This window comes from Sphingomonas sp. Leaf412 (assembly GCF_001425405.1).
GTDB lineage: Bacteria > Pseudomonadota > Alphaproteobacteria > Sphingomonadales > Sphingomonadaceae > Sphingomonas.
The window spans coordinates 73,093-85,155 of sequence record NZ_LMQP01000004.1 but is presented as its reverse complement, the minus strand read 5'-3'; the positions used below and the strand labels follow the sequence as shown (position 1 = coordinate 85,155).

The window sequence follows — 12,063 nt, the reverse complement described above, 5'->3', positions numbered from 1 at the left end:
GGGGGTAAGCCGCGAGCGAATCGCCCGTGGCTTACCCCTCCACCACCACGCTGCGCGCGGCGGTCCCCCTCCCCGTGCCGGGGAGGATCATACAACTTGCGACACAAAAGCGCTGGACGCCCGCCGGTGTGTTGTCCACACACGGCACCATGAGGCGCGCCTGTTCCGTTCTGTCGATGCTGGCGCTGGCCGGCTGCACCGTCGGCCCGGATTACAAGCCCCGCACCACCGCCGAACTGGGCGTTCCCGCGGGCTATTCGGTGCCCGCCGGTCCGACGCCGGAGGACCTGACCCGCTGGTGGCAACGGTTCGACGATCCGGTGCTGGGACGATTGGTCGAACGGGCCGCGGCGGCCAACCTGGACCTCGATCAGGCGACCGCGCGGCTGCGGCAGGCGCGCGAGGCGCTGGTGCAGAACCGGGCGCAGCTGCTGCCCACGGTCAACGGCTCGGCGGGGTTCAGCCGGTCGGAAACGCTTCGCGGCGGCGGGCAGACGATCACCCTTCCCGACGGCACGATCCAGAACGTCGGCGGCGGCGGGGGCAGCAACTTCTCGCTCGGGCTCGACGCGCAATACCAGCTCGGCCTGTTCGGGGAGGTCCGCCGCACGGTGGAGGCCAGCGGCGCGCAGTATCAGGCGGCGGGCTACGATTATGCCACCACGCTGCTGACCGTGCAGCAGGAGGTCGCGCGCAATTACGTGCTGGCGCGACTGTACCAGGCGCAGCTGGCCAATGCGCGGGCGTCGTTGACGTTGCAGGACGACAACCTCGAAATCGCCGGGTTCCGCGTGCAGGCGGGGCTCGTCTCCTCGGTCGATCAGGAACAGGCGCGGGGGCAGCGCGCGCAGACCGCGGCCACGGTGCCGAATATCGAACAGCAATATGCCGCCGCGGTCGCGCGGCTGGGCGTGCTGACCGCGCAGGCGCCGGGCGCGTTGCGGCAATCGATGGCGGTGCCCGCGCCGATCCCGAACGGCCCCGCTCTGGTCGGCGCGGGCATCCCCGCCGACATCCTGCGCCGCCGTCCCGACGTGCGCGCCGCCGAGCGCGCGCTTGCCGCCGCGACCGCGCAGATCGGCGTGGCGCAGGCCGCGCTATATCCCAACCTCGCGCTGACCGGGCGCGTGAACACCAATGCGGGCGTGTTCGCGAACCTCCTCGACACCGTGACGGGCAGCCTGTTCTCCGGCCTGACGCAGGCGATCTTCAACGGCGGCCGGCTGCGCAGCCAGGTGCGCTCGCAACAGGCCGCCGCCGATCTGGCGCTGGCGCAGTACAAGGGCGTCGTCCTGACCGCGCTGGAGGATGTCGAGAATGCCGTCGTCGCGCTGAACACCGCGCGCGAGCGGGAGCGGCAGTTCGCGATCGCGCTGGACGCCGCGAACGCCGCCGCCCTGCTGTCGCGCAGCCAGTATCGCAGCGGGCTGACCGATTTCACGACGCTGAGCCAGCAGGAGGCGGCGTTGCTGTCCGCGCGCAACGGCGCGGCGCAGGCGCGCGGCGATGCGGCCACCGCGCTCATTCAATTGTACGGCGCGCTCGGCGGCGGATGGGATGCGGATGCGCCGATCCTGGCGCCGCCCGGCGCCGCCACCCGCCCCGTTTCAGTTCCGGATAACCGCTGATGGCCGACCAGAACCCCGCCGACCAGAATTTGGACGACTTCCTCGGGACGAAACCGCAGCCGGCGTGGCGGCGGCGGCTGAAATGGCCGCTGATCGCGCTGGGCGTCGTCCTGCTCGCGCTGCTTGCCTGGCGGTTGTTCGCGCCCGCCGACGCGGCGCAATATGCGACGCGCGCGGTGGAGCGCGGCAACCTGACCGTGACGGTCGCCGCGACGGGGAAGCTGGCGCCGACGAACCAGGTGACGGTGGGCTCGCAATTGTCCGGGCTCGTCACGCGCGTCGTCGCCGACGTCAACGACCGCGTCGTGGCGGGCCAGCCGCTGGCCCTGATCGATCCCGAACAGATCGACGACCAGATCCGCGCCGGGCAGGCGACGCTCGCCGCGAACGAGGCGCAGGTGAACCAGGCGCGCGCCACCGTGGCGGAGGCGCAGGCGCAGCTGGCGCGACTGGAGGAGGTCTATCGCCTGTCGAACCGGCGCGTGCCGTCGGAAACCGAATTGCAGACCGGTCGCGCCAATGCGCAGCGCGCGGTCGCCGCCTTGCGCGTGGCGCAGGCCAATGTCGCGGCGGCGCGCGCGCAATTGTCGCAGAACCAGACGCAGCGCGCGCGCGCGATCATCCGCTCCCCCGTCAACGGCGTCGTGCTGGCGCGGCAGGTCGATCCCGGCCAGACCGTCGCCGCGTCGTTCAACACGCCCACCCTGTTCGTGATCGCGGAGGACCTGACCCGCATGAAGCTGGAGGTCGCGATCGACGAGGCGGACGTGGGGGCGGTGAAGGTGGGGCAGAAGGCGACCTTCACCGTCGACGCCTTCCCCGGCCGCACCTTCCCCGCCACGATCACGCGCGTCGATCTCGGCTCCAACCTGACCGTCAGCAGCGCGACCGCGTCCGGCACCACCACGACCACCGCCGCCACGGGGCAGGTCGTGTCCTATGCCGCGGACCTGACCGTCGCCAACCCGTCGCTGCAACTGCGCCCCGGCATGACCGCTACCGCGGACATCGTGACGTCGGACAAGCGGAACGCGCTGCTCGTCCCCAACGCCGCCTTCCGCTTCAAGCCCGCCGCGGCGGGTGCGGGCGACGGCGGCGGCGGGATCGCGGGATCGCTGACCTTCCGCCCCCGGCGCGGCGACCGGCCCGAGCGGCAGGCGACGCTGGCGCGCGGCGCGACGCAGACGGTGTACGTGAAGGGCGAGGACGGGAAGCCGAAGGCGGTGCAGGTCACGACCGGCGACAGCGACGGGACGCTGACCGAGGTGCTGTCCGGCGGGCTGAAGCCGGGGATGCAGGTCATTACGGGGCAGCTGGCGGGCGCGGGCGACGCGGCCGCGGGCGGCGGTGGCGGCGCGGGCGGCGGCCAGCGGCGGCAGCGGCAGGGGGCGGGGCAATGACGGCGCATCCGGCTCCCTCCCCGGGGGGGAGGGGGCTTTGATGACCGCGCCGCTGATCTCCCTGCGCAACGTCACCAAGGTCTACGGCACCGGCGCGACGCAGTTCCGCGCGCTCAAGGGCGTCGACCTGGACATTGCGGCGGGGGATTTCGTCGCCGTCATGGGCCCGTCGGGATCGGGCAAGTCGACGACGATGAACATCCTGGGCTGCCTGGACGTACCCAGCGACGGCACGTTCCTGTTCCGCGGCCACCATGTCGAGACGCTGGACCGCGACCAGCGCGCCCTGCTGCGGCGGCGCTACCTGGGCTTCGTGTTCCAGGGGTTCAACCTGCTCAGCCGCACCAGCGCGCTGGAGAATGTCGAACTGCCGCTCTTGTACCGCGGCGACGAGAAGAAGGCGCGGCGCGACGCGGCGATGGCGGCGCTGGAGAAGGTCGGGCTCGACCGGTGGTGGGACCATACCCCCGCCGAACTGTCCGGCGGGCAGCAGCAGCGGGTGGCGATCGCGCGTGCGATCGTGACCAGTCCCGACGTGCTGCTGGCCGACGAACCCACCGGCAACCTCGACAGCGAACGCTCGATCGAGATCATGGAATTGCTGACCGCGCTGAACCGCGACGGCGGCATCACGGTCCTGATGGTCACGCACGAGGGCGACATGGCCGCGTTCGCGCGGACGGTGGTGCATTTCAAGGACGGGCTGGTCGAGCGGATCGAGACGCAGGGTGCTGCTGAGAAGCCCCTCCGTGAGACACCCCCCACCCCCGACCCGGCATCGCGTGCCGGGGAGGGGCTCTAGGCCATGCTCGGCACCACGTTCCTCCTCGCGCTGCGGTCGATCGCACGGCACAAGCTGCGGTCGTTCCTGACGATCCTCGGCATCATCATCGGCGTCGGCGCGGTCGTGACGATGGTCACGCTGGGAGAGGCGACGACCGCGCAGGTGCAGAAGAGCATCAGCGCGCTCGGCACCAACATCCTGCAAGTGCGGCCCGGGCAGGGTTTCGGCCGCGGCGGCGGCGGGCCGCGCCCGCCCGCGTTCGATCCGTCCGACGCCGCCGCGATCGCGAACCAGGTCGCGGGCGTCACCGCGGTCGCCCCGCAGGCGCAAGCCAGCGCGACCGCGATCTACGAAGGCGCCAACTGGTCCACCACGGTGCAGGGCACCACCAACGCCGCCTTCGTCGTCCAGCCGTGGCCGCTGGCGTCGGGCCGCTACTGGACCGATGCGGAGGAGCAGGCGGGCAAGTCGGTCTGCGTCATCGGCAATACCGTGCGCACGAACCTGTTCCGCGGCGGGGACGCGGTCGGGCGGCGGATGCGGATCGGCGCGATCAGCTGCGACGTGATCGGCGTGCTGACGACGCGCGGGCAGGCGGGGTTCGGCGGCGATCAGGACGATGTCGTCATCATGCCGATCAAGGCGGTGCAGCGCCGCTTCACCGGCACGCGCGACGTCGCGCTGCTGCTGGTCGGCGTCGACCAGGCATATTCGACCGCCACGGTGCAGGCGTCGCTGAAGGACCTGCTGCGCGAACGTCGCCGGATCGCGGACGGGGCGGACGACAATTTCTTCGTCTTCGACACGAAACAGATCAGCGACACGCTGTCCAGCACGACGCAATTGCTGACCCAGATCGTCACCGCGGTCGCGGCGATCAGCCTGCTGGTCGGCGGGATCGGCATCATGAACATCATGCTGGTCAGCGTGACGGAGCGCACGCGCGAGATCGGCATCCGCCTCGCCATCGGCGCGGTGGCGCGCGAGGTGCTGCTGCAATTCCTGGTCGAGGCGGTGGTGCTGTCGATGCTGGGCGGGGTGATCGGCCTGCTGGTCGCGCAGCTGGCGATCGGCGCATTGTCCTGGGCGGGTGGCCTGCCGTTCCTGTTCGTGCCGCAGATCAACGTCATCGCCTTCGCGATCTCCGCCATCATCGGCGTCGTGTTCGGCTATTTCCCCGCCCGCCGCGCCGCGGGACTGAACCCGATCGACGCGTTGCGCCACGAATAGGCGCGCTTCGTCATTGCGTCGCTTGCGCGCGCGATGACGGTCAATGTGGGGACACCCCCAACGACGCCCGCAACCGCGCCAGCTCCTCCGGCGTGTCCACGTCGACCAGTTCCGCCGCATTCGTCACCACATGCCGCCCCGCGCGGATCAGGTCGCGGGCGCCCTCGTCGCCGGTCAGCGCCGCCAGCGTTTCGAAATGCGCGCGGCCGAACAGCGCGGGCGGGCTGGGCTTCTGGCCGTCGCTCGACGCCACGACCGCGCCGTCGCCCTCCGCCGCATCCAGCAGGCGCAGGACATGCGCCGCGGTGATGCGCGGCATGTCGGCCAGCGCGATCAACATCGCGCGCGCGCCGCGATAGACGGCATACGCCGCGCCCAGCCGCACCGACGACGACAGGTCGCGGACGGGATCGTCGTTCACCACCGTATCGAATCCGTGGCCGGCGTAATCCAGCGTGCTGCCGGGCGCGACGATCGCGCACCGCCGCGCGAACGACAGTCCCTCCAGCGCGATCGCGACATGCAGGCCGAGCGGCCGCGCCAGAAGGGGTTGCGCCAGCTTGCTGCCCGCATCGCCCATCCGCGCCGATCGCCCGGCGGCCAGGACGACGAGGGCGACGCCCCCGGCCGCGATCATCCCCCCGCCTTCCCGTGGAACGCCGCGATCATCGCCGCCGCGATCGACAGCGCGATTTCCGACGGCCCGATCGCGCCGATGTCGATCCCGACCGGACCGTCGATCCGCGCCAGCTGTTCGGGCGAAAGTCCCGCCGCGGCGAGCCGGTCCAGCCGCGCGGCGTGGCTCTTGCGACTGCCCAGCGCGCCGACATAGGCGGCGTCGCTGCGCAACGCGGCGATCAGCGCGGGATCGTCGATCTTCGTATCGTGGCTCAGCGTCACGACCGCAGTCGCGGGGCCGGGCTTCCACGCCGCCACGGCGTCGTCCGGCCAGCGATCGTCCAGCTGCACGTCGGGAAAGCGCTCCCCGGTCAGGAAGCGCCCGCGCGGGTCGATGACGATCGTCTCGATCCCCAGCGTCCGCGCCAGCGCGGCCAGGCTCTGCGCGATCTGCACCGCGCCGACGATCAGCAGCCGGCGCGGCGGATCGTAGCGGTTGGCGAAGACCTCGCCCGTCTCGACCGGCCGCAGGTCGCTGTGCCCGGTCGACAGGTCGGTGGTGACGGTCAGCGCCTTCCCCTCGTCGCGCGCCGCGGCGATGCGGTCGAACAATTCGGGGTCGAATCCTTCCGCCGACACCGGCTGCACCATCACCGCGATCTCGCCCCCGCACGGCAGGCCCACTTCCCACGCGCTGTCGTCCGCGACGCCGTATTTCTGGACCGAAAAGGGCGCGCCCGCGATCACTTTCGCCGCGGTGTCGAGGATGTCGCCCTCGACGCACCCGCCCGACACCGACCCCTCGAACCGTCCGTCCGCGTGGACCAGCATGTGGCTGCCGCGCGGACGCGGGGCGGAACCCCAGGTGGAGACGACGGTGGCGAGCGCCATCGGCTCGCCCTTCCAGGCGGCGGCGGCGGTAAGGACGGTGTCGTTGTCGGCCATGATGTTCCTGTGCGTCGCGGGGTCGGGTCGGCAGTCGGATTCAGAACGCGCTGCCTGAAATAAGGAGCCGCCCTCCCGCTGTGTTCCCGCGAAGGCGGGAACCCGGGGTTACGCGAGATTACGTTTGTTGCGTCCGTAACTCTGGGCTCCCGCCTTCGCGGGAGCACAAGGTATGCTCACACCATCGGCAACCCCGCCAGCAGCGTATCCAGCGTCACCGGCATGTCGCGCACGCGCACGCCCGTGGCGTTGTAGATCGCGTTCACCACCGCCGCGCCCGCGCCCGAGATGCCCAGTTCGCCGACGCCCTTCGCCCCCACGGGGTTCGCGGCATCGTCGATCTCCTCGATGAAATGGCATTCGATGTGCGGCACGTCGGCGCTGACCGCGACATGATACTCGCCGAAATCGGGGTTCACGAACCGCCCCGACCGCGTGTCGACCACGCCCGCCTCGCCCAGCGCGTAGCTGATCCCCCACACGACGCCGCCGACGACCTGGTTCTCCGCGGTCTTGCGGTTCAGCACGCGGCCGATGTCGAACACCCCCAGCATCCGGCGCACGCGCGTCTCGCCCGTCACCGCGTTGACCGCGACTTCGCAGAAATGCGCGCCGTGGCTCGCCTGGCTGTTCCGCTTCGCCTGTGCGCCGGGGCTGCTCTTGCCCTTGCCCTCGATCGGTTCGCCGCGGACGAGGTCCGCGATCGGCACCTGCCGCTGGTCGCGCGCGGTGACGCAACCGTTCTGCAATTCCAGCTCCTCCGGCGCCGCATTCATCCGCCGCGCCAGTTCGGCCAGGATATCCTCGCACGCCAGCACCACCGCCGAACACGCGCTGCCCGCGCCGAACGACCCGCCGGACCCGGCCGTCTTGGGCAGGTCGGTGTCGCCCAGTTCGACGACCACCTGCGACGGATCGAGCCCCAGCACCTCCGCTGCGGTCTGCGCCAGGATCGTGTAGGTGCCCGTGCCGATGTCGGTCATGTCGCACCGGACGGTCGCGCGCCCGTCCGCGCCCAGCGTGACCGCCGCCGCCGCCTCGACCGTGAAATTGCTGCGCAGCGACGCGGCCATGCCGATCCCGATCAGCCATTCGCCCTCGCGCACCGATCCGGGCGCGGGCAGGGATGCGGGCCAGCCGAACCGCCGCGCCCCCTCGTCGTAGCAATCCAGCATCCGGCGCGTGGAAAACCGCTTGCCCGTCGTCGGATCGACATCGGGCTCGTTGCGGCGGCGCAGCTCGATCGGGTCGAGCCCGGTCGCCTCCGCCAGTTCGTCCATCGCACATTCGATCGCGAACGTGCCGATCGCCTCGCCCGGCGCACGCACCGCGCCGGTGGGGGGCAGGTCGACGCGGACCAGGTCGGTGCGGAAACGGCGATGCTCGCCCGCATACAGCGGGATCGTGCCGAACGGGATCGGCTCCAGGAACGGCGCGTCGTCGTTCTGCGCCGCGACGCCTTCGTGCGCGATGGCGGTGATACGGCCGTCGCTGTCCGCACCCAGGCGGATGCGCTGCGTCGTGGCGGACCGGTGATGCGCGACATAGGCGAGCTGCTGGCGCGGCAGGACGACCTTCACCGGCCGCCCCAGCTTCTCCGCCGCTATCCCCGCCATGACGACCTCCGCGCCCACGCCGGTCTTGCCGCCGAAGCCGCCGCCGACGAACGGTGCCAGCACGCGCACGCGCTCGGGCGGCAGCTTCATCGCCTTCGCGATCGTGTTGCGCGCCGCGCCGATCACCTGGTTGCTGGACCGCAACGTCAGCACGTCGCCGTCCCACCACACGGTCGTGGCATGGGGTTCCAGCGCGGCGGGGAAATGGACCGGCGTCGTGTAGGTCGCGTCGATCGTGACCGCCGCATCCGCCATCGCGGCGTCGACGTCGCCCTTGTCGATCGCGGGCAGGAAGCCGAGCTTGTGGTCCGTCTGCACCGGCTGCGCGTCCATGTCGAAGCGGCCGTCGGTGGTGTCGACCCGCACGCGGACCAGCGACGCGGCGAAGCGCGCCACCGCCTGCGTTTCCGCCACCACGATCGCGACCGGCTGTCCGTAGTGATAGATGCGGCTGGTGCCCGCGCTCGCCATCGCGCTGCTGTTGCTCTCGCCCGACGGGATGCGCGGATCGTCGTGGATGACCGCCAGCACGCCCGGTAGCGCCGCCGCCGCCGCCGCGTCGATCGACGTGACGGTGCCCGCACCCGCAGGCGCCCCCACGATCGCGGCGTACAGCACATCGTCGGGGGCGCGTTCGTAGGCATAGGTCGCGGCGCCGGTGACCTTCAACGGCCCCTCGATCCGCGGGAGCGCGGCGCCCAGCACACCCTGCTTCGCCCGCGCCAGGCCACCCGGCCGTTCGGCGACGTCGATCTTCTGCTCGGTCATAAGCGCTCCCTCGGGTCCAAGGTAGGACGCGGCGGGCGACGGCGCTAGGTGCCTGTTATCGCGCGTAGGCGTCGTGGCCGTCGTCCCGGTTCAGAAGTCCGGCTGCACACCGCGGGGTCGCGTGTCCGATACGCGGGGATCGGGGTCGGCGCCCGCGTCGCGCTGCCGGTGTCCGGCCGCATCGCGGCGAACGGTCGACGTCGTTCCGGCCTCCTCGTACCCCAGCACCACGATCATCGCGAGCGGCGCGGCCGTCAGCAGCAGCAGGGCGATGCCGACCAGCCATTGATTGGTGTCCAGCGGCTGCGAATAGCTGCCGCCGGGCCGCGCCGACGGGCCATGCCCCATCGGCCGCCTGCCCGCGGGCGCGGTATAGACCGGGCGGGGCGTGACGTGCGGGGAGGAGGACGACGGCGACGGCCGCGACCGGTCGTACGCGGCGCGTGCATCCTTCTTCCCCAAAACGGCATAGGCTTCGTTGATCTCCTTCGCGCGGGCGGAGACGTCGGCGCCATGGTTGACGTCGGGATGATAGCGACGGAGCAGCGCCTTCCACGCCGAATGGATCGCCACGCGATCGGCCGTCGGGCGCACGCCCAGCACGGCATAATAATCGGGTGCGTGAGCCATCCGCTTTCCACCTGACGATCGAACAGGACGGCGACCCTATCGCGTATGCCGCCCGTCGTCCCGCGTCATTTCCGCTCGCCGCCGCTCGTCCGCGTCGGATCCGCCACCCCCCGCAACCACGCCGCCAGCGGCTCCCACAGCATCGCGCGCCCCTTGCTCCCGACCACCATCCCGACATGCCCCGCCGCCAGATCGTGCCGCACGCCCACCCGCGCCGCGGTCGCCGCGGGGGTGATGCGGTCGGTCAGCGACACGAATTCCGCCACCGGGCAGGCGATCTGCTCCGGCGTCACCACGCGCCCGCCGACGCGCCATGCGCCGCGCCCCGGCAGGTCCTGTCCCAGCAACGCATCGAACAGATCCGCCCCCGCCGCATGGGTCAGCGGCGCGCCCGCATTGGCCCAATCCTCCAGCGCCACGAATGTCGCCGCCGCGGCGTCGTCCATTTCCGCGAACGCCTCGTACTTCGCGACCGTCCGTGCCGGGTCCAGCCGCCAGAAGCCCGCCTGCATCACCTCCATCGGCAACGCGCCCAGCCGTCGCGACACGGGGTCCGCCGCGCGCCACATCGCGGTCATCTCCGCGCGCGCCGCCGTCCCGTACCCGTCGAACCGCCACGGCGCCGCGATCGTCGCCACCCCGGCGCACCGCTCCCCCAGCAGGTCCGCCGCCGCCAGCGCGATCGTGCCGCCCAGGCAATAGCCGACCAGCACCGGCGGCCGCTCCAGCTTCGCCAGCAACGGCAGCAATCGCTCCGTCACATGTCCCGCCAGGTCCAGTGCCGCATCGGTCGCCGACGGCGTGCCCCAGTCGACCAGCCAGGCGTGGAACCCCTGTTCCGCGATCCATCGCACCAGCGACCGGCCGGGCGCGAGATCCAGGACGAACGGCGGATTGATGAGCGACGGCACGAACACGACCGGCGCGCCGTCCCCGCCATAGTCGCGCAGCCGCGCCGCGCCCTTGCGATGGCGGACCGGCCCCATCGTGCGGCGCGCCCGCGGCGCGTCCTGGTACCGGCGCAACCCCGCCAGCGCGCGCGCGCGGCGGCCCGGCGATGTTGCGGTCTCGCTGCGCAGCATGTCGAGGAACAGGGGCAGCGGCCGCGGACCATGTTGCGGTGCGTCATGCGCTGCTGTACCGCCGGTCCGACGACTGTTGGGCATGAGGGGTCTCGCGTGATGAGGAAGCAGCAGGGCGGTGCCCCGGATGGGGCGGTGGTCATCAAGAAATACGCCAACCGCCGGCTCTATAACACCGAAAGCTCGTCCTACATCACGCTGGAGCATCTGGCGCAGATGACGCGCGAGGGGCGCGAATTCCGCGTCGTGGATGCCAAGACCGACGACGACATCACCCACAACGTCCTGACGCAGATCATCATGGAGGAGGAGAGCCGCGGCGAGACGATGCTGCCGGTCAGCTTCCTGCGCCAGCTGATCGCGCTGTACGGCGATTCGATGCAGGCGATGGTCCCCGGCTATCTCGCGGCATCGATGGACAGTTTCCGCAGCAACCACGCACAGTTCAAGAGCGCGGTGGAGGGCGCCTTCGCGGGCTCCCCCTTCGCCGAACTGGCGAAGCGCAACATGCAGATGTTCGAGGCCGCGGCGGCGGCGTTCAAGCCCGGCGCCACCGGCGCGGTCGCGAAGCCCGCGCCCCCCGCCACCACCCCCGCGGGCAAGGACGGCGAGATCGCCGCGCTGAAGGCGGAACTGGCGCAATTGCGCGACAAGGTGGACAAGCTGGGCGGGTGAGGGGGCATCCGCCCCGTCGCCGACCCCGCCGCCCCCCGCACCTATACCCGCCGCGCTGCGCGCCTTCGACGGCGCGCTGCTGGTCGTCCGCCGCGACGCGGCGTTCCCCGACCCGATCGGCGTGATGCGGCGGGCGACGGTGTGGCTCCACGCCCGTCATTGCGAGCGCAGCGAAGCAATCCAGTGCGCCGCGCCGGCGCACGCGGACCCTCGACGGCATCGACAAGCCGCGTTGTGCTCCCGCGCAGGCGGGAGCCCAGCCTGGGTCCCCGCCTTCGCGGGGACACAAGCGGCGACGCGAGCATAAGCGCACCGCCCACGCGATGATCGCGTCGCTATCCGTGAAATCCCCCGTCATGCCGGGCGTGTCCCGGCATCCACCGCGCCGCGGACGCATCGGTCGACGGCATTCGGCACGGTGGACCCCGGAACCGGTCCGGGGTGACCTTCCGCGACTTGCTCGGCGTGACGCGGCGGATGACGGTGTGACTCCACGCCCGTCATTGCGAGCGTAGCGAAGCAATCCAGTGCGCCGCGCCGGCCCGCGCGGGGCCCTCGTCGGCATCGTCCAGCCGCGTTGTGCTCCCGCGAAGGCGGGAGCCCAGCCTGTGTCCCCGCCTTCGCGGGGACACAAGCAGCGACGCAAGCATAAGCGCACCGCCCACGCGATCATCGCTTCGCTATCCG

The 12,063-nt window shown here is 71.5% G+C and carries 10 protein-coding genes; 5 read left to right on the top strand and 5 right to left on the bottom strand.

The window, feature by feature from the left end; genetic code table 11:
* Positions 1 to 176 precede the first annotated feature (176 nt).
* The 4 genes from ASG29_RS14660 to ASG29_RS14645 are packed head-to-tail and all read left to right on the top strand — an operon-like array spanning position 177 to position 5,042.
* Positions 177 to 1,628 (top strand): efflux transporter outer membrane subunit, encoded by a 1,452-nt coding sequence (locus ASG29_RS14660; protein WP_414884768.1) that lies wholly within the window; start codon positions 177 to 179, stop codon positions 1,626 to 1,628.
* Entirely contained in the window at positions 1,628 to 3,028 is a 1,401-nt protein-coding gene (locus tag ASG29_RS14655; RefSeq protein WP_055985935.1) for an efflux RND transporter periplasmic adaptor subunit, read from the top strand. Before ASG29_RS14660 ends, ASG29_RS14655 begins: the two co-directional genes overlap by 1 nt.
* 40 nt (positions 3,029 to 3,068) lie before the next feature.
* Complete coding sequence (locus tag ASG29_RS14650) at positions 3,069 to 3,830, top strand: ABC transporter ATP-binding protein (protein ID WP_055985932.1); 762 nt, start codon at positions 3,069 to 3,071, stop codon at positions 3,828 to 3,830.
* Between the two features lie 3 nt (positions 3,831 to 3,833).
* Positions 3,834 to 5,042 (top strand): ABC transporter permease, encoded by a 1,209-nt coding sequence (locus ASG29_RS14645; RefSeq protein ID WP_055985929.1) that lies wholly within the window; start codon positions 3,834 to 3,836, stop codon positions 5,040 to 5,042.
* Between the two features lie 40 nt (positions 5,043 to 5,082).
* On the opposite strand, the gene ASG29_RS14640 is transcribed toward ASG29_RS14645, so the two are convergent.
* From ASG29_RS14640 to ASG29_RS14620, 5 genes are all read right to left on the bottom strand, one after another.
* Positions 5,083 to 5,679: a nucleotidyltransferase family protein gene (locus ASG29_RS14640; RefSeq protein WP_055985926.1), complete on the bottom strand. Its 597-nt coding sequence runs from the start codon at positions 5,677 to 5,679 to the stop codon at positions 5,083 to 5,085.
* Entirely contained in the window at positions 5,676 to 6,605 is a 930-nt protein-coding gene (locus ASG29_RS14635; protein ID WP_055985922.1) for an XdhC family protein, read from the bottom strand. The genes ASG29_RS14640 and ASG29_RS14635 overlap by 4 nt, the downstream gene beginning before the upstream one ends.
* Positions 6,606 to 6,781: 176 nt before the next feature.
* Entirely contained in the window at positions 6,782 to 8,989 is a 2,208-nt protein-coding gene (locus ASG29_RS14630; RefSeq protein WP_055985920.1) for a xanthine dehydrogenase family protein molybdopterin-binding subunit, read from the bottom strand.
* A 90-nt stretch (positions 8,990 to 9,079) separates the two neighbouring features.
* Entirely contained in the window at positions 9,080 to 9,619 is a 540-nt protein-coding gene (locus tag ASG29_RS14625; RefSeq protein ID WP_055985917.1) for a J domain-containing protein, read from the bottom strand.
* 65 nt (positions 9,620 to 9,684) lie between these two features.
* Positions 9,685 to 10,701, bottom strand: a complete 1,017-nt coding sequence (locus ASG29_RS14620; RefSeq protein WP_055985915.1) for an alpha/beta hydrolase — start codon at positions 10,699 to 10,701, stop codon at positions 9,685 to 9,687.
* Positions 10,702 to 10,800: 99 nt separating this feature from the next.
* On the opposite strand from ASG29_RS14620, the gene phaR reads away from it, so the two are divergent.
* Positions 10,801 to 11,376, top strand: coding sequence for a polyhydroxyalkanoate synthesis repressor PhaR (gene phaR, locus ASG29_RS14615; RefSeq protein WP_055985912.1), 576 nt, complete (start codon positions 10,801 to 10,803; stop codon positions 11,374 to 11,376).
* Positions 11,377 to 12,063 lie beyond the last annotated feature (687 nt).